The sequence below is a fragment of the Rossellomorea sp. H136 genome, assembly GCF_056838065.1.
On record NZ_CM166371.1, the window covers coordinates 739,751 to 758,663 of the forward strand.

The following is an 18,913-nucleotide window of genomic DNA, read 5'->3' on the forward strand; positions in this document are numbered from 1 at the left end:
CTGATTAACACTGTTGTTGATTCCTGCTTTGGAACTAGGAAAATCAACCATTCGTGTAAACGGAGTTCAATGATAAAGAGAAAAGTGATTTTTTTACGCTCTTTTCACAAAGATTGTTGTTTTGTAACATAAGATCTGCCAAGGGGAACCGCACCTCTTGAAAGCCAGCGTGGCTTAGTCGACAGGGGCTCGGAACGACCAATATCCGCCGGAGTCTGAGCAAGTTCCCCTCACCACCTAAACGCGATTGCGTGACAGAGTTCAGCAGTGACATAAGGCAATCGAATGAGGAGGATATCTACCATAAAAGCTAACATTGATCGCTCAACACTTAGAAAGTTGATTGAAACGGAAGGTGCTCGACTCCTGCGGGAATAGCGGGAAAGTTGGAGACCCCACAGGGCTTTAGCCCGAGGAGGCTCAACTCACGCCCCGCGGAAAGCGAGCATCCTGGAGTGGAAATCAACTAGCACTCGCTAATTGAAAAGCACCAAACTTACGAAAAAGAGCCTCTTATTATAACTGTTTCCTCTGGATCCGTTTGAATGCATGCAGACTGAGCCATGTGGTGATAAAGGCATAAGCGCTGCCGCCGAACATAAACGCAATAGCCGGTACCAAGTACATGATAAAGAAAAGGGAACCGAGACAAATCAGCATCAACAGCGTATGGAGCGGATGGATCAGCATGATCAGAAACGCTTGTTTGAGCAGTCGCCGCACGCTCAAATCGAAATGCACAAAGGCCGGTAACAGATAAAAGGAGAAGAATAGAAAGAGCAGCATAAAGGTGAATAGCGGAATATGGGTCCAAGTGAACAGTTCACGGAGATCCATTTGGATATACCAAATATCGAGGCCGATCAGGAGTGCGGTCGCAATGATGACGATTCCTAAGCGGTTGCTCTTCCAGAATTCTCTTTTGTAATAAGTCAAGAAGGCGCTGAATACCGGTTCCTCTGTATTTCCCCTTAACCAATCCCGTACAATCGCGAACATGGCCACCGTAGAAGGAAAGAAGCCGAACAGGATGCCTCCTGCCAAGGTAAAGAGTACCCATAAAATATTTATGAAAGCGAAACGCGTGATCCATTCAAAGATGCTGTAGATCGCACTGTTTAACGTGTTCATGGACATAACCACCTCCATCGATGAGTAAGTTGTATGCGCAATCATGAACTATTATACGGTATCGCGGCTTGTTTGACAGTAGTTTATAAAAACTTAGTTTATTCAATAGACAAACTAACACTATGTTGCTATAATGACGTTGTAAGCATTTACATTTATTAATATTGCAGGCGGCCAATCGGTTCGTCCGTATATAAAGAACCTGTTATAAAAGCTGATCACGTTTCGAGTGGCAGTATGGAAAATCCGATTCATTATCGCTCATCCGGATGGGCGGTGAGCCGGAAGTTGAAGCACTTCATTATAAAATTTTAGGAGGAACGATCAATGGCTTATTTTAAGAACATCGACAAAATTAACTACGAAGGTTCAACATCAACCAATCCATTTGCGTTTAAATTTTATAATCCAAAGGAAGAAATCGGTGGCAAAACAATGGAGGAAATCCTGCGTTTTGGTGTGGCTTACTGGCATACCTTCACGATGGACGGCTCCGATCCATTCGGAAGCGGTACAATGATCCGCTCATGGGACCAATATACGGGAATGGATTTGGCAAAGGCACGTGTAGAAGCGGCTTTCGAATTCTTTGAAAAGCTTGATGTACCATTCTTCTGTTTCCACGATGTCGATATTGCCCCGGAAGGAAGCAGCTTAAAAGAAACGAATCAAAATCTTGATACAATCGTAAGCATGATAAAGGACTACATGAAAGACAGCAAAACGAAATTACTTTGGAACACAGCGAACAATTTCACGCATCCCCGCTTTATCCATGGTGCTGCGACTTCCAATAGCGCAGACATCTTCGCCTACTCTGCAGCGAAAGTGAAGAAAGGATTGGAAGTCGGGAAGGAATTAGGGGCAGAAAACTATGTATTCTGGGGCGGACGTGAAGGTTACGAAACCCTTCTTAATACAGACATGAAGCTTGAGATGGATAATCTGGGACGCTTCCTTCATATGGCTGTTGATTATGCGAAGGAAATCGGCTTTGATGCACAATTCCTCATCGAGCCAAAACCGAAAGAGCCAACGACTCACCAGTATGATTTCGATGTGGCGACAGGCTTTGCGTTCCTTCAGAATTACGGACTGCAGGACCACTTCAAGTTCAATATCGAAGCGAATCACGCGACATTGGCGGGACATACATTCGAGCATGAACTGCGCTATGCACGTGTGAACAACATGCTCGGTTCAGTGGATGCCAACCAGGGCGATCCGTTACTTGGCTGGGATACAGACGAATTTCCGACAGACTTGTATTCTACCACTCTTGCAATGTATGAAATTCTTCAAAATGGAGGCCTTGGCCGCGGCGGATTGAACTTCGACGCGAAGGTGAGAAGAGGTTCTTTCGAGCCGGAGGATTTATTCCACGCACATATCGCCGGAATGGACAGTTTCGCAGTCGGGCTCAAGGTTGCTCAGAAGCTGATTGATGATAACGTACTTGATGGTGTGGTTGAAAATCGTTATAAGAGCTACACAGAAGGCATCGGTCTTGAAATCGTGGAAGGTAATTCAGACTTCCGAAAGCTTGAAGAGCATGCGCTGGGCTTAACCGAAGTGAAGCACCAATCAGGCCGGCTTGAGAAGATCAAGGCAACCATCAATCAATATCTACTGAAAGCATACGCTGGAGAATAAGGTTTAACGTAGAAGAGGTGTAGTGATGAAATACGTAATTGGTGTCGATCTGGGAACAAGTGCAGTGAAAATCCTGCTGGTGAATGAAACCGGGGAAGTCGTTCAGGAGATATCAAAGGATTACGCGCTAATCCAAGAAAGAACGGGTTACAGCGAACAGGACCCGAAAGCATGGGTGGATCAGACTGTTGCAGGACTGTCTGATCTCCTGCAAGGCTTTCAAGGCGATACGGAAGATATCGAAGGCATCAGCTTTTCCGGCCAAATGCATGGACTTGTACTCCTTGATGAGAACAATGAAGTGCTTCGCAATGCCATCCTCTGGAACGATACCCGGACGAGCGCCCAATGCAGACAGATATACGATGTCATCGGAGAAGAACGCTTGCTCTCGATTACGAAAAATCCTGCATTGGAAGGCTTTACGCTTCCAAAGCTCCTTTGGGTGAAGGAGCATGAGCCGGAAATCTATGAAAAGGCGAAAACCTTTGTGTTACCGAAAGATTATCTCCGCTACAAGTTGACGGGGAAGCTGCATATGGACTATTCCGATGCAGCAGGAACTCTGCTGTTGGATATCGGGGAAAAAGTATGGAGCAAAGAAATCTGCGACCTTCTGGGAATTGACCCCGCGCTTTGTCCGCGATTGGTCGATTCCTATGAGAAGACGGGCAGCATAAGCCCTGAAATCGCTGAATCGACTGGTCTATCCACTTCCACCCAAGTATTTGCAGGGGGAGCGGATAATGCGTGCGGCGCAATCGGCTCCGGAATATTAGAAGAAGGCAAGACTCTATGCAGCATCGGGACATCAGGGGTTGTGCTATCCTATGAATCCGGCAATGATAAGGATTTCGAGGGGAAGGTCCATTACTTTAATCACGGGGCCCCGGAAGCTTATTATACGATGGGCGTCACCCTTGCAGCAGGTTACAGCCTGAGCTGGTTCAGGAATGTGTTTGCCAAGGATGAGAGCTTTGAGGAATTGGTGAAGGAGGCAGGAACCGTGCCTCCCGGGTCTAACGGTTTGCTGTTTACACCGTATGTGGCGGGGGAACGGACCCCTCATGCAGATGCTGCGATTCGGGCGAGCTTTATCGGCATGGACAGCTCCCATGAACGGAAGGACTTTGTACGGGCAGTCATGGAAGGCATCACCTTTTCATTAAATGAATCCTTGGCGATCTTCCGAGGCAGCGGCAAGCAGATCGAGACGATTGTCTCCACTGGAGGCGGGACGAAGAATGAAGACTGGCTGCAGATGCAGGCGGATATCTTCAACGCCAGAATCGTGAAGCTCTCGAGTGAGCAGGGGCCGGGAATGGGAGCAGCGATGTTAGCGGCCTATGGATGCGGCTGGTTCGATTCCCTGAAGGAATGTGCCGATGAGTTTCTGAAAGTAGAGAAAGAGTTCATACCGAATGCGGACAACGCAGAGATGTATAAGGAATTGTTCAATCTCTATCAGGAAGTATACGGGCAAACAAAATCGTTAAATGAAAAACTGGTAAACTATCGAAAATAATACCGTCCGATGATAAGGCTGTTTCCGAAGAGAGATACCACTGCTTCTGGAGGCAGCCTTTCTCGTCTGAAGGGAAGGAGAGAGAAGCATTGAAATATAATCAGCTCGGTAACACGGATCTGAACATAAGTGAATTAAGTTTTGGGACATGGGCCATCGGGGGTGCCTGGGGCAAGCTGGATGACGGGGAAGCACTGAAGGCATTGGACAAGGCGATGGATGCAGGGGTGAACTTCTTTGATACGGCAGATGTATATGGGGACGGTCATAGTGAAGAACTGCTTGCAAAATCGGTTAAAGGGAAGGCATCGATCCAGATCGCGACGAAATTTTGCCGCAGTGCCGATATCCATGACCCTCGGACCTATTCAATGGAAAGCGTGGGGGCATTCTGCGAGAACAGCTTAAGAAGACTGGACAGGGAAGCAATCGATCTGTACCAGATTCATTGTCCGCCAATGGAAATTCTAAAGGATGGCAGCGTATTCGAGGTTCTGGAAAGGCTGAAGGAAGAAGGCAAAATCCGTTACTACGGTGTGAGCGTCGAAACAGTAGAAGAAGGCATCTTCTGTCTCGAGCATACAAAGGCAAGCTCCCTGCAGGTCATCTTCAATCTGTTAAGACAAAAACCATTGGAAAAGCTGTTTCCGATGGCGAAGAAAAAGAAGGTCGGGATCCTTGCACGTGTGCCGTTGGCAAGCGGACTATTAACAGGTAAGTTTACAAAAGACACGACATTCGAAAGGGAGGATCATCGCAGCTTCAACCGTAACGGGGAAGCGTTCAATGTCGGGGAAACCTTTGGCGGATTGGACTTCAAAAAAGGGGTCGAACTGAGCGATGAGCTGAACTGGATCGAAAAGGGGAGAGGCAACCGTACCAGAGCCGCGATTAAGTGGATCCTTCAGCAGGAAGAGGTGTCGAGTGTCATTCCGGGCTTCAGAAGTGTCAAGCAAGTGGAGGATAACCTTAAGGCACTGAATGCAAAGGAATTCATTCCCGAGGAACTGCTGACATTGAAAGATTTTTACGAAAAAGAGGTCCACTCCCATATTCGGGGAGCTTATTAATAGAACCTCCAGCCTTTAGCTGGAGGTTCCTTTATTTCTCAGTTGAAAATGTAAATACAGTGCGCTGATGATAGCGTTCATTCGGCTGCAGGGTGACGGGGGGCAGGCCATCATGATGGAGAGCGGCCGGCGGGTATTGTGTTTCGAAGCAGACGCCCAAATGCTTTCTCGACGTGCTTTCATGAAGCTCCAGTCCGTGTTGGAGATTATTCGCCGTGTACATGACCATGCCGGGTTGATCCGTATCGATGGTCAGCACGCGACCGCTCGTTTGTTCTTTCACTGTGACACTTTCTGACTTGCTGTGGTCAAACAGGAAGTAGTGATCGTAGCCATGACCGGCTATGTCGTTTTGTTCCGTCCGCGCCGTTATACCGTCACTCAGTCGGCGGCCCTTGCGGAAATCAAATGGGGTATCCCTAGCATCCACCACCGTACCAGTCGGGATCAACTCTTCATCGAGCTCAAGAAATTGATGGCTGTCGATTGCAACATGATGATGATGGATCGTCTCCTTTCCATTCCCGCTTAAATTAAAGTAAGCATGATTGGTTAAGGTAAGGGGAGTGGGCTGATCCGTCACTGCCTCATACTCGAGGACCAGTTCATTTTCATTTGTTAAAAGGTATGTGACAGACACATCGATCGTGCCGGGATATCCGCCCTCACCATCCTTACGGGAATATGAGAGAACCACCCCGACACTGTCCTCATCCTGGAAGGGTTCCGTGTCCCAGAGGACATGATGAAATCCATTTGAGCCTCCGTGCAAATGATTTTCTCCATCATTTGCTTCAAGCATATAGACATTCCCATCCAGTTCAAAGGCGGCGCCCTGGATCCGGCCGGCAACAGGGCCGATCAAGGCCCCGAAGAAATGAGGATTCGTCTCGTAATCCTCAACCTGTTTATATCCGATAATCACATTTTCAACCGTGCCGTCCTGATCAGGCACCATCACCCTTGTGATGATGCCCCCGTAGTTTAATAGACTGACAGCCATTCCATGATCGTTCCTTAAGGTATATTCCTTCCAATCCCTTTGAAGATCCTTTATATCGATTTTCATGTTTTCACCCCGTATGTATAGTATTCTCTTCATCTAGTAAAAGAAGCATCTGCCTTTCAACAGATGCCACATAATTCGAGTCTACATTGCCTTAGATTTTGTTGCAGAAGGCACTTTCCACAGGTCTTCCATTTGTTCAAGGGATTTTCCTTTGGTTTCAGGTACGAACTTCCAAACAAAGATGGCGGAAAGAACACTCATCAATCCGTATATCCCGTACGTCATCCCACCGCTGTATTCCATCATCATCGGATACGTGGAGGAGACGAGGTAATTAGCTGCCCACTGTGCTGCCACAGCGATGGCTACTGCCTGGCCGCGGATGCGGTTCGGGAAGATTTCTGAGATCAATACCCAGCAGATCGGACCCCAGGACATCATAAAGGATGCCGTGTACACAATGATAAAGATTAACGTGCTGATGCCGATGATATTCGAGAACGCAAGCCCCGCGACACCGAACATCCCGATCGCCATCCCGATTGAGCCGATGATCATCAATGGTTTGCGTCCCCAGCGGTCGACCGTCATGATCGCAATCACCGTAAAGACGACATTCACCAAGCCCATGACGATCGTCTGCATCATCGAAGCATCCTTTGCTGCCCCCATACTTTCAAAGATTCGGGGTGCATAATAAAGAGCCACATTAATCCCGACAAACTGTTGGAAAACGGAAAGCAGGATTCCGATGATAATGACGGTTTTCCCATAAGCAAAGGTGGAGAGCTTTTCAGTCGACACATTCACAGATTGCTTAATCTCCCGCAGAATCGACTTGGCAGACGCGGAGCCGTTGATTTTCGTCAAAATCTCCAATGCGCTTTCATCTTTGTTCTTAAGGGAGAGGTAACGAGGTGTTTCCGGTACAAAGAAAAGGAAAACGCAAAACAATATGGCCGGAATGGCTTCTGAAGCAAACATATATCTCCAGCCGACATCATTGATCCAATCCAGTGAATGCCCATTGGCAATTCCCCAGTTGACAAAATAAACGACAAGCATCCCGAATATGATCGCAAACTGATTAAATGAAACGAGGCGTCCACGAATCCCTGCCGGTGCGATTTCCCCGATATACATCGGTACGATGGCAGAAGCAAGGCCAACCCCGATTCCGCCGATGATCCGGTAAAGGTTAAAAGCAAGCAATAATCCCATCGTCGGTTCTCCTGCAGAGAAGAAGAGGAACTCCGGATAAGCAGATCCTAAAGCAGATAATAAGAAGAGGATCGAAGCAATGATCAGCGACTTCTTACGTCCGAATCGTGATGAAAAGTAGCCTGAGATCACCCCCCCGATGATACATCCGATCAGCGCACTGGAAATCGTAGCGCCGTGAATAAATGAGCTTAAGCCGAGGCCATCAATCAAATAAGCCTCAATCGATTTCTCAGCCCCTGATATGACAGCCGTATCGTACCCGAACAGAAGACCACCGAGCGTGGCCACTAACGTAATAGAAAAAATATAAAGTGAACTTTTTTGCTTTGTCATCATGTGTTGAGGCAGATCCCATTTCTTTCAACATGCTCGCGACAACGCTTACATTTTAGCGTTGAGAGTGATAAAGCGTTTACAAATACGAGCATAATAGAGGACACTGCCGTTATTCCCCCCTTGCCTTTTGTTTGATTAGTATAGTAATAGTTTCTTTATTATTCTGAATTATAGCAGACGAATAATAGTTTGTCTAATGGATGAACTAAGTATTTCGTACCTAATTAAAGTCCTACTCCCCGTCATTTTCGACAGACATGACGGGGAGTAATCTGGAGGACTACAGGAAAAAAAGTGATTATCTTGATGTAGTTGATGACTCAAAGAATGTTGTCTAGCAAAAATTCTGGAGATGTAAAGGATTCTCTTAACAAAAGAAATGGCGTACCTGGGACGCCATTTTTTCTTTAAAGATTGACCTTATTTCGCTGCCCATTATCAATAATTCGGTTGTTAGGTACGGAGGGAGTATTGAGGGTGGTATCCATACTGTCAGTGGTCAGTTCAATCACAGGACCGTTGTGCGGGATAGCTGAAACATCCCAAATCATTCCATCAAAATAGTTGAACTGTCCAGTAACTTTCATGATTCTGGTTGTTATGGATGTGGGTTGAATTTGGAGGTTTTTAAAGTGATTCCCACTGATTTCATATGGGATTGTAGAGCTGCTGGTCATGGTGATCATTTCAATACAATCATCCAGTGACAAGCTGAGAAATCGGTTCGCATTGATCCAGGCCAATCCAGTAGAGGGTCGGTTGGCGACCAGCTTTAAACCGATCTTCATTCCGGCTATTTTGATATTTTCAAAGTTAACGAAAGAGATTTCATGGCCTGCACCACCGGAGAATAGTGACAAGCCGATACCTTTGTGACTACTGTACCAGTTGACAATATTAATATCTCTTATTTGGGTCCGATGCCATGTATTGTAATATTTGTATTTCCCATTTAAGTAGATAACCTCTGAATTAAATGCCGGGTCATTGATAGCAATATATGCCCCTTCCAGTGAGGCGTTTTGTTGAATTTCCAATACCCGAAAGTTCCCCTCGACAATAAACTGCGTTCCATAATCAAACACTAATTTGACGCCTTGCTTAATAACGATTGGTGCTGTAATTAAATAATTTCTATTTCCCAACTTTACGGTCTTCCCGTTATTGTTTCTAGCATAGTCAATGGCAGCCTGTATTTTAAGAGAGTCATTCGCACCGCTGAAGCTTTCTACATAGATGTCTTCATTCATCATTTGTCCCTACTTTCTTGTGTTTAGTATTGTTCCATGAGGATCCACATAAATGTAATGCTTGTCTTCACATCTTATTCTCTGAAAATACTAATTGTTCCAAAAAATAGATGATAGTTTTCGTCCAGAATCAACCCTTGTTTTTAATTCCGTTGTCAACTACTTTTCATTTGCTTGATTTCCCTTTTGGATCAATCGTCACGTTTTATTTTATGTGGTTTAGGGAACATAGACCTATTCTTCAAGTAGCAGAACAGGTTGATCACAGTTACTTGGAAATGGAGGAAAATAATTCAAAAAAACCTCTTTCTAATGAACTGGAAATCTGTTAATATACATGCAAGCTGAAGTTCTTTATAATGAACAATTATCGATAAAATTCGATAAGAACCATTTAGGAGGTGAAGGTTTTGTCGTTAAAAGTCGATGAAATTAGTGTTGTTAGAGGTAATTCTATTAATGAGGATTCGTTCTTTATAGAAAACGATTCTTTGTCATCTGCTACACATCTCATGGTCCGAAGATTATTTGATATTGTTCTGGCTAGTGCTGGTTTAGTAGTAGCTTTTCCGCTTCTAGTTATTTTTTCTATAGCTATAAAATTGGATACGAAAGGTACGGTGTTTTATCGACAAGAGAGGGTAGGAGTTAAGGGGAAATACTTTAAGTTGCTAAAGCTCCGCACTATGGAAATGGATGCCGAGAAAGATGGACCAAGATGGGCAGGCATAAATGACCCACGGGTGACCAGAGTCGGCAAGTATCTCCGAAAGACAAGAATCGATGAGCTCCCACAGCTTATCAATGTGTTAAAAGGGGATATGAGTATGATCGGCCCAAGACCGGAACGCCCTGTCTTTACCGAGATTTTCAATCAGAAAACACCAGGATTTATCAAGCGGTTGGCCATCAAGCCTGGATTGACAGGATGGGCCCAGGTAAACGGGGGATATGATATTACCCCCGAAGAAAAGCTCGCTTACGATTTGGAGTATATTCGTAAGAGAAATTTCTTCCTCGATGTAAAAATACTACTTTTGACTTTCAAAGTCGTGATGACTGGTGAAGGTGCCAGATAAAATAATAGGAGGAACATTAATGAACGTAATGTATATGTCTTCCAGGCCACCATACCCTCCGCATAAAGGGGACCAGCTGATTGCGTGGGAACAAATCAAGCAACTAAAAGCAAATGGCTACCAAGTTCATCTGATTACATTTGTAAAATCAGAGCAAGAAGGGGAGTTCATTAGGGATAAACTTGCCCCTTACTGTAAGGAGGTCATCCTATTTCCTACTCATCCACTCCTAAACCTGCTCAGGTCGTTAAAAACGATTTATAACTTTAAACCGATTCAAGTCAACCTATTTTTTCATCCTAAAGTAAAAGAACGAGTGATGGATATTTATAAAAGGATTAACCCGGAAATTATTCACGTGCAGACTGCCAGGGTTGCCGAGTATTTCATCGATATTAATGTCCCGAAATGTATCGATATGATTGATGCTCTGTCACTGAATATGGAGCGGCGTGCCAAAACTGAAAGCAATTGGCTAAAGCCATTATTCCTGCTGGAGTCACAACTGATGAAACGATATGAGAAAGATATATTAAAGAAATTTGACCGGGCCATGATCGTTTCTGAAAGTGATAAAAAATACTTAAGTAACAAACATATTGTCGTAAATCCAAATGGAACCTCTATCACGAAACATCATCTGTCCCATTATCCTAACATCACAAAGGAAAAAATCATCCTCTTTCATGGAAACATGCAATACTATCCAAATGTCGAAGCTGTTGTTGACTTTGTAAAAGAGGTTTGGCCACATATTCATCAGGCATATCCGGAGTACCAATTTTATATTGTCGGAAAGGATCCGGTAAAGAAAGTGACAGCTTTGCATGGCAAAGATAATGTGGTGGTGACCGGGTTTGTTGAAGATATATGCAGTCGACTACTCCAGGCGCAAATTGGTATTTATCCAATGAAATCAGGTACAGGAATGCAGAACAAAATTGTGGAATCGATGGCGTGCGGACTTCCGACAATTGCTTCTCCTATAGCTTTGCAGGGGATTTCAGGAAGGCGGGGGGATGAGCTGATTTGCACGGGAAGTAAAGAAGGGATAATTGCAGCTGTTAAAGATCTGATTGAAAGTCCCGAATTACAAGAACATTATGCTGTGACCGGCCAAGCTTTTGTCCACAGCAATTACTCCTGGGAAAATAACTGTGCCAGGTTGATCCAAACCTGGAAGGATACCGTTATGCATAGAGATCCTGAAGCATCAGAAAAAATGGTACAAATGCTCGTTCATTAGTGAAAGAGGGTGTTTACATGCGGATTGTATTGTTATCAGGAGGCTCAGGGAAGCGGCTATGGCCGCTTTCCAATGATGCTAGGTCCAAGCAATTCCTGAAAGTCCTGAAAAATGAAAATGGAATGATGGAGTCAATGGTACAGCGTGTTTGGAGGCAGCTCAGGAAAGTTAACCTTGCAGATGAGGCGATTGTCACAACAAGTAGTTCTCAGGTGGAAATGCTCCATACCCAGCTCGGTTCGAATATTCCCGTGGTGGTCGAGCCAGAGCGGAAGGATACGTTTCCTGCAATCGCATTAGCAGCCGTATATCTTTATTCCGTGGAAGGATGCAGCCTCGATGAGGTCATAGGCGTACTGCCAGTTGATTCATTCGTGGAAGATCATTTTTTTGAAACCATAACCGAGCTTGAGCGTGCTCTGCACGAGAGTGGTGCTGATTTAGCTCTACTGGGGGTAACACCGACCTACCCGTCTGAAAAGTATGGGTATATCGTTCCGGGAAGTGAAACGCCAGGCGACTTTATTAATGTAAACAAGTTTTGTGAAAAGCCAAATGAGACCACGGCAAAAAAGCTGATCCATCAGCGGGCACTTTGGAATTGTGGAGTGTTTAGTTTCCGGCTGGGTTATATGATTCAACTGCTCAAACGTAAAAATATCCCTGTCCAGTATGATGCTTTACTGAAGTATTATGGTCAGCTCCAATCCAATAGCTTTGATTATGAAGTAGTCGAAAAGGCGAGGGATATTATCGCCATTCCATATTCAGGTTACTGGAAAGATCTTGGAACGTGGAACACCCTGACGGATGAAATGGAAACCCCCGTAATTGGAAATGGAGTCATAAGTAATGATGTAATGAAATCTTGTATCGTGAATGAATTGGAAATCCCCATCATATTGATTGGAGTGGAGGATATCGTGGTGGCTGCAAGCCCTGATGGATTGTTGGTGACGGATAAAAAGAGCAGCCACAAAATCAAGGAGTATGTTTCCCATTTCCAAGATGGTCCAATGTATGAAGAATACTGGTGGGGATGGAGCAGAGTTCTTGAGTATAGCAAAAAGGAAGGAGGGGCAGAAACACTTACGGAAAAAGTCCATTTGACCGCCGGCAGGAATTTAAATGATCAGGGTCAAGGGGAGCGGGAAGTGTGGACGGTAACGGAGGGGGAAGGAACACTGTTCTTGAATGATAAATTCTCAAAGGTCGGCACTGGAACCACTCTTACGATTCCATCAGGAAAATCCTATTCCTGGAAGGCGGGAAGTGATATGGAATTGATTGTCATCCGGAGCGGGGAACATCTAATGGAGTACCGAAGAAAAAACAGGTTTGACGTGGTCTCGAAGAAGCAAGTGTATTCGAAGTACTCATAGGCGGGGAATAGATATGAAGAGGCAGTATATATATATTGTAACCATCGTCCTGCTTGCGGCAACGGTCGTGCTGTTAATTGGCTCATTAACCAGGGAGACTATTGGAGAGCCTGGCCGTGTCAGGGTGGAAGCGTTTGGAGCGGAAGGAAATGATCAACAGGATGACTCTTCAGCCATCCAAGCTGCAATTGATTATAGCTACGAAAACGACAATCTGCCTGTCCAGTTACTTGGGAAGACCTACATACTGAAACGGGGATTGAAATTGAAAGAAGGAGTCACGCTCGAAATGGGCATAGCTACGAAACTTTTGGTTGAAGGAAATTTCAACGTATTGGAGGTAGAGCAAAAAACGTCGATTACGAATGGAACCATTGAAATTACCACTCCTGAATTCCGTGGTGCTGCGATTTATGTTAGTGGTAAAGAACAGGTCTGGACGACCAATCGAATTCATATTGAAAATGTAACGTTGTACAACTCCAGCGGTACTAATCGGGGAAAAGGAATCTTTTTTAATGCAGGATCATCTGGAGAATTTATCAGTTTTGTGAATGTTTCGGGAGTGAACGTAAGTGGATTTCACTCGGCGGTACTTTTAGAAGCTACATCGCCTGAGGGAGGAGAGGACTACAATTTCATAAATGGTAACAGGTTCGTCAATATGACATTGGATGACTGCATAGTCTGTATCCAGGTCAACAGCGCTGTTACCATTCCGAATGAGGCATCGGGGAATATGTTTAAAAATCTGCAGATCCAGCTGACAGAGCGAACGGACAAAGCAGTGATTCTATCTGGATCCAATAATATCATAGAGGGTATGGTGTGGGACGTTGCTTTCATGGAAGATCGTCAAGCCTTAATAGAATTGACCAAAGATTCGTCGGAAAATCTTTTGAAATTGAATCTATCGAAAGACAGGGTCGCAGATGAGGGGCGGGGTAACCAATTATCAGCTTTGGAAGAGTGACCGATTGGTATAGGATTTTCTAAGATAAATATCGGAAGGAAGGTTGCCATGAAAGTGTTAATAACTGGTGGGGCGGGCTTTATAGGATCGCATATTGTGGAAGAGCTATTAGATTCACAATACGAGGTTGTCGTGCTAGACAATCTAGTGACAGGGCATTTGAAAAATATTCCTTCACAAGTGCGTTTCTATCAGCAGGATATTCGAAGGAATATAGATGATCTTTTTGCCAAAGAGGAGCCGGATTATGTCATTCATCAGGCTGCGCAAGTTTCTGTAAGTCACTCTTTCATTGACCCTTTATATGACTGTGAAGAAAATATTGTTGGTACACTCAACATCTTACAAGCTTGTGTTCGTCATAATGTCAAAAAAGTTGTATTTGCATCTACCGCAGCCGTATATGGAAACCCGGTCTATCTTCCAGTTGATGAAGCCCACCCCCTGCAGCCGATATCCTTTTATGGGCTGACCAAAGGGCACGCGGAAAAGTGTATCCGAATTTTCGCAGAAACCCATCATCTTGACTATTCCATTTTACGTTACGCCAATGTTTATGGGCCAAGACAGGATGCACGGGGAGAAGCTGGAGTCATAGCCGTCTTTATCGAGAAATTAATCCGAGGAGAATCACCTATGATGTTTGGGGATGGAAAGCAGACCAGAGACTTCATCTTTGTCAAAGACGTAGCACGTGCAAATGTTGCCGCGTTAACTAACGGTAATCGAGAAACCCTTAATATAGGGACGGGTCAGGAAACATCAATACAAGAAATCATTGAGCAATTGGCAATCATTACGGGGATGCCTATCCAGCCTATTTTAAGACCAGAAAGAGATGGGGACATTCGCTCAAGTGTATTACAAAATGATCGAGCGCAATTAATGCTGCACTGGTTACCTTGCCATTCACTTCCAGAAGGACTATTAGAAACCGTTCGTTTCTATCAGCAAGAATCTCTTGCAGGTTTGAGGGGGTGAGTTCATGAGGGAACAGATGGATATTAAAGAATTCTTCCGTATATTCAAACGAAGGGTAGCGACCATTTTGATCACTACACTCTGCATTTCGCTATTGAGTGGCGCAGCTATTTTTTTCTTATTAAAGCCTACTTATGAAGCAAAAGAATATATCCTGATAGGAAATTTCAGTCATGATGGGGAGGTTTACACGGATACCCAAACCATTAACAGGCTAATTGCTTCAACCGTTGATTTTATTACCAGTCCGATTGTCTTGGAAAATGTACAGGATCATTTCCACCTTTCCCGGGAGGAGCTGGAGGACAGAATCACAGTAAAAAACAAGGCGGATTCCCAGATTATTTCTATTGTTATACGAGATACTGAATTGGAACGGTCCGGGGAGCTTGCTCACATTCTGGCCGCCACTTCAGTGGAAAAGATGAAGAGTTCTTTGGAAATGGAAGATATAACAATGCTCAATAAAAAAGAAGGATCAAACAAACCGGAAAAAGTGGGGAACCCAATCGTAAACCTAATGATAGGAACGATGGTGGGATTATTTTGTGGTATTGGATTGGCTTTGTTAAAAGACCACTGGGATGATTCCGTACAAAGTATAGTTCAAATTGAAGAGGAATTGGGTTTGCCAGTGTTAGGTGTAGTGGCATCCACTAAAGACGATCTTCCGAAAGTCTACCGAAAAAAGTTTAGAGAGCCGAAAGGAAATGTGGGAAAAGGAGGAGAAATCCATGCAAAGTCCCATTGAAGATATCATTTGTGGAAAGGACGAAAAAAAGAAGGGGATTATAAACTTTGATCAAATGAAGGTAATCAGTAGCAAAGTAGAGAAGCATCACCCTTCAGTGCTGATGGTTACTTCGATTCCTGCTGGAAAATCAGTAGGCATGATTACCGCAGAACTTGCGGCAGCTATTGCGCTTCAAGGGAAAAGAGTACTTCTTGTGGAAGGGGATTGGAAGAAACCTTCGCTCCATGAATGGTTCCATATGGAGCAACCTGATGGGATTCATCAAGAGCCGTTAAAAACCGTCTTCCCGACTTTTCTGCCTGGTCTGGATGTGGTTTTGGCGAACAATTCTTCCGGAAAGCCGATAGATATCTGGCTTTCACCCTCTTTTAGGCAGCATGTCGCGTCTTGGCAGGAGACCTATGATCGGGTTGTATTATCTGCTCCTTCTTTACATTCCGGTGTTGAAATGGAGCTGCTTGCTGAAGAGTGCAGGGAGGTGGTCCTGGTCCTTCAACGAAAGGATAAAACCGAAGATATAAGGAAAATCCAAGCCAAACTTGAAGCAGCAGGATGTAAAGTAATCGGTGTGGTTTACCAACAATGACTCATGACGAAGGGGTTACCATTCATGAGGGAGAATAGAAATTCCATTGTGAAGAATGTCTTTCATCTATTTTACAGTACCGCGCTATCTAGCATCATGAATGCAGCATCATTGATTGTTCTTGCCTCTTTTATCCACACAGATGATTATGGAAGATTTAGTGTGGTTCTCGCCTTTGCTATGATCATGGCTTATTTGTCGGAAGCTGGCTTAAACCAGATTGTCTTACGTGAAGGGGCGAAAAAAGAAGCCCCTATTTCTGAAATCATGGCCTCTTTTATTAAACTGCGCCTAGCATTGACACTGGCAACGATGGTGATTGGATTCCTTTTAATTCATTGGATTTACCAAAATGACACGGAATTGATTATACTATCCTACTCCCTGATTCTTCCGCTTGTAATCGGGATATCCATGCAGAGCATCAGTATTACCTATTTTCAGATGCTGGAGAAGATGCAATATTCCGGATTAATACGAATCATCTCCGCAGGGCTGCTTATTACCGTTATCATGGTCGGGAAATGGTTTTACATAGATCCCATGATCGTCTTTTTCCTATATGGATCATCCTATTTCTTGGCAGGGTGTTTTGGAATATACTTGACGGCGAAAAATCTGACATTTTCCTTCAAATCGTCATTTTATAAAGAGCTGCGCAAGAACTGGGTTCCCTTTATGGTGACCGGTTTATTGTTTATCCTTCTCCCTCATATCGGTCCAATTGTATTGGAACAGACACTGTCATGGAAAGAAGTCGGTTATTTCGCTGTTGCTTACAGGATCCCACAGGCTTTGCAACAAGTGCCTTTTATCATTGCCGGCGCATTTTATCCAGTCTTATTCCGTTTATTCCAGGCTGGTGATCATCTGGAGCATGTAAGGAAGAGCATCTCACAGGTGAAATTGATGGGGCTCGTTGGTATGCTGGCCGCCATACCTTTTTACCATCTTTCTGCTTTTGTCATCGCGCTTTTATTTGGGGAGAGATGGATGGAGGCTGCGTTTTTACTGAAAGTATTATCCTTGGTCATGGTTTTTCAGGGAGTCAGCATCGCTCTGGGGGATGGGTTGACGACTAGGGCGCTCCAGTCGAGAAGGATGATTATACAGGCTATTGCCGTGGCATCGGGGGTGCTTTTTTATACTGTATTCAGTCGATTTTACGGTTTGACAGGAGCAGCGACAGCCGGAGTTCTCATTGAATTGGTCCTGTTATTCGGATTATTGTTCTGGCATCCAGATCGGACTATCCTGTTCAAACGAGCAGTCTTCCCATATTTGAGTTCCTTTTTTCTCAGCCTTTTGGCGGTAGAATTATTCTTATCTTCTTTCCCGATCCTTGCTTTTTGTATTCATTTTATCCTTATTCTTTCCCTTGCAGGGCTGGACAAGGAATGGAGGAAGAAAAGCATGGGAATTTGGAGAAAGTCTCCTTTGTACCAAAAATGGAAGGTGAAATTCAGAAAGGAGGCACACGATGGGGTATCCTGATGCAACTAACTTACCGCGAAACAGCCTGATGCTGTTTCTATTGCTGTTTTCAGTTATGCTTGGCAAGTATCACATATACATAGGCTTCGCGTTCAAACCGTATATGATGTATTTAGTCATTCTCGTCTTGTTCCTTGCGGCTTTCTTTCGATTTCAAAAATTGCAGGTTTTTGAGGTGATGCTTCTTTTCTTCTATTTGGTGTATGTATTATCCGGAGCTTTTTCCCTGTATGCTACTTCCAGCCTAAGAGTTATGCTTGGGATTATTTTATATGTCATATTCTATATCCTTATGAAAGGAATCCTCGGCATGTTCAAGAAGAGGGAACTGGAAAACGGGATTGCGAATGCTGGGCTTCTATTTAATGGTGGGAGTCTTCTCCTTTATGTGTGGGGGTTGAAAAGCAATGGGTTTTCCTTACTTGGAGACGGAGTGATACGATATGGAGCTTGGTTTGACCGCGATTACCCCAGATTAATCGGCCTGATAGAGGACCCGAACTATTTCGTATTTTATAATACTCTTTTTTTTACTTTCTATCTATGTAAACGTGACTCGTGGAAAAATAATTTCGGGCTCTTTTTGTGCTTAATAACGAGTGTACTCACGTTTTCTAGAGGTGGATTGTTGATTCTTATGGTAATCTTCATGGTATATTTTATCCTGAACAAGCCTGCTAACCAATGGCGGTTAATTATTTCCACCTTTTCTTTCCTTAGCATTGCATGGGTGGCAAGCTACCTTCTGGGTTTCCGTGTCCTGGATATCCTTCAGAACAGGTTTCAGGACTTTTCCAATGATGGAGGAAGTGGAAGGCTTGAGTTATGGGGACGTGCGTGGGATTTCTTTACATCCAATCCTTTGTTCGGAATTGGAGCAAGCAACTTCGCCGATTATAACGCTTTTAAATACGGTGATCAACTTGTCGTTCACAATACATTCCTGGAAATCTTGACAGAATCGGGGCTTATCGGACTACTTATCTATGTCCTGTTTGTCTTCACCGTACTCTTTCAAATTTTCAAAGCCAATTTTCATAGGAAGCATCCATTTCTCTTTTTGACTTTCCTTGGCTTCATTTTTCAGATGATGTTTCTGTCTCTGATTTTTAATGACATGTTCTTACTATTTCTTGCAATCTTATCTACATACTGTTCCTATGAAAGAGAAAATGGCTTGAACAATGAAAACGTACATACCATAAAGGAGGCAGGGTAGA

General features: G+C 44.1%; 16 protein-coding genes. 12 read left to right on the top strand and 4 right to left on the bottom strand.

What is annotated here, in order from left to right:
* Nucleotides 1–516: 516 nt before the first annotated feature.
* Nucleotides 517–1,137, bottom strand: a complete 621-nt coding sequence (locus ACYH0O_RS03795; protein WP_482631210.1) for a YesL family protein — start codon at nt 1,135–1,137, stop codon at nt 517–519.
* Nucleotides 1,138–1,458: 321 nt separating this feature from the next.
* Between ACYH0O_RS03795 and xylA the strand changes: the two genes are divergently transcribed.
* The 3 genes from xylA to ACYH0O_RS03810 all read left to right on the top strand — a co-directional run bounded on the left by xylA (nt 1,459) and on the right by ACYH0O_RS03810 (nt 5,379).
* On the top strand, nt 1,459–2,784 hold the full coding sequence (gene xylA, locus ACYH0O_RS03800; protein ID WP_482631211.1) for a xylose isomerase: 1,326 nt from the start codon (nt 1,459–1,461) through the stop codon (nt 2,782–2,784).
* A 25-nt stretch (nt 2,785–2,809) separates the two neighbouring features.
* A complete protein-coding gene (xylB, locus tag ACYH0O_RS03805; protein WP_482631212.1) occupies nt 2,810–4,309 on the top strand; it encodes a xylulokinase in 1,500 nt (499 codons plus the stop codon).
* Nucleotides 4,310–4,398: 89 nt separating this feature from the next.
* The gene (locus ACYH0O_RS03810; protein WP_482631213.1) at nt 4,399–5,379 is read left to right on the top strand and encodes an aldo/keto reductase; all 981 of its coding nucleotides are present in this window, start codon (nt 4,399–4,401) and stop codon (nt 5,377–5,379) included.
* Nucleotides 5,380–5,410: 31 nt separating this feature from the next.
* Here ACYH0O_RS03810 and ACYH0O_RS03815 read toward each other — a convergent pair whose 3' ends face one another.
* The 3 genes from ACYH0O_RS03815 to ACYH0O_RS03825 form a co-directional block, all read right to left on the bottom strand.
* Nucleotides 5,411–6,448, bottom strand: a complete 1,038-nt coding sequence (locus ACYH0O_RS03815; RefSeq protein WP_482631214.1) for an aldose epimerase family protein — start codon at nt 6,446–6,448, stop codon at nt 5,411–5,413.
* 81 nt (nt 6,449–6,529) lie between these two features.
* Nucleotides 6,530–7,945: a D-xylose transporter XylE gene (gene xylE, locus ACYH0O_RS03820; RefSeq protein ID WP_482632489.1), complete on the bottom strand. Its 1,416-nt coding sequence runs from the start codon at nt 7,943–7,945 to the stop codon at nt 6,530–6,532.
* A 410-nt stretch (nt 7,946–8,355) separates the two neighbouring features.
* Nucleotides 8,356–9,201, bottom strand: a complete 846-nt coding sequence (locus ACYH0O_RS03825) for a hypothetical protein (RefSeq protein WP_482631215.1) — start codon at nt 9,199–9,201, stop codon at nt 8,356–8,358.
* A 473-nt stretch (nt 9,202–9,674) separates the two neighbouring features.
* On the opposite strand from ACYH0O_RS03825, the gene ACYH0O_RS03830 reads away from it, so the two are divergent.
* The 9 genes from ACYH0O_RS03830 to ACYH0O_RS03870 are packed head-to-tail and all read left to right on the top strand — an operon-like array spanning nt 9,675 to nt 18,912.
* Nucleotides 9,675–10,277: a sugar transferase gene (locus ACYH0O_RS03830; RefSeq protein WP_482632490.1), complete on the top strand. Its 603-nt coding sequence runs from the start codon at nt 9,675–9,677 to the stop codon at nt 10,275–10,277.
* Between the two features lie 19 nt (nt 10,278–10,296).
* Nucleotides 10,297–11,523, top strand: a complete 1,227-nt coding sequence (locus ACYH0O_RS03835) for a glycosyltransferase family 4 protein (protein ID WP_482631216.1) — start codon at nt 10,297–10,299, stop codon at nt 11,521–11,523.
* 17 nt (nt 11,524–11,540) lie between these two features.
* Nucleotides 11,541–12,905, top strand: a complete 1,365-nt coding sequence (locus ACYH0O_RS03840) for a sugar phosphate nucleotidyltransferase (RefSeq protein ID WP_482631217.1) — start codon at nt 11,541–11,543, stop codon at nt 12,903–12,905.
* A gap of 13 nt (nt 12,906–12,918) precedes the next feature.
* Nucleotides 12,919–13,878 (top strand): pectate lyase family protein, encoded by a 960-nt coding sequence (locus ACYH0O_RS03845; RefSeq protein ID WP_482631218.1) that lies wholly within the window; start codon nt 12,919–12,921, stop codon nt 13,876–13,878.
* 48 nt (nt 13,879–13,926) lie between these two features.
* Nucleotides 13,927–14,859: an NAD-dependent epimerase/dehydratase family protein gene (locus ACYH0O_RS03850; protein WP_482631219.1), complete on the top strand. Its 933-nt coding sequence runs from the start codon at nt 13,927–13,929 to the stop codon at nt 14,857–14,859.
* Nucleotides 14,860–14,863: 4 nt separating this feature from the next.
* The gene (locus tag ACYH0O_RS03855; protein ID WP_482631220.1) at nt 14,864–15,610 is read left to right on the top strand and encodes a YveK family protein; all 747 of its coding nucleotides are present in this window, start codon (nt 14,864–14,866) and stop codon (nt 15,608–15,610) included.
* The gene (locus tag ACYH0O_RS03860) at nt 15,594–16,199 is read left to right on the top strand and encodes a P-loop NTPase family protein (protein WP_482631221.1); all 606 of its coding nucleotides are present in this window, start codon (nt 15,594–15,596) and stop codon (nt 16,197–16,199) included. The genes ACYH0O_RS03855 and ACYH0O_RS03860 overlap by 17 nt, the downstream gene beginning before the upstream one ends.
* A 24-nt stretch (nt 16,200–16,223) precedes the next feature.
* Nucleotides 16,224–17,693, top strand: a complete 1,470-nt coding sequence (locus ACYH0O_RS03865) for an oligosaccharide flippase family protein (protein WP_482631222.1) — start codon at nt 16,224–16,226, stop codon at nt 17,691–17,693.
* Nucleotides 17,680–18,912, top strand: a complete 1,233-nt coding sequence (locus tag ACYH0O_RS03870; RefSeq protein WP_482631223.1) for an O-antigen ligase family protein — start codon at nt 17,680–17,682, stop codon at nt 18,910–18,912. The genes ACYH0O_RS03865 and ACYH0O_RS03870 overlap by 14 nt, the downstream gene beginning before the upstream one ends.
* The last annotated feature ends 1 nt before the right edge of the window (nt 18,913 follow it).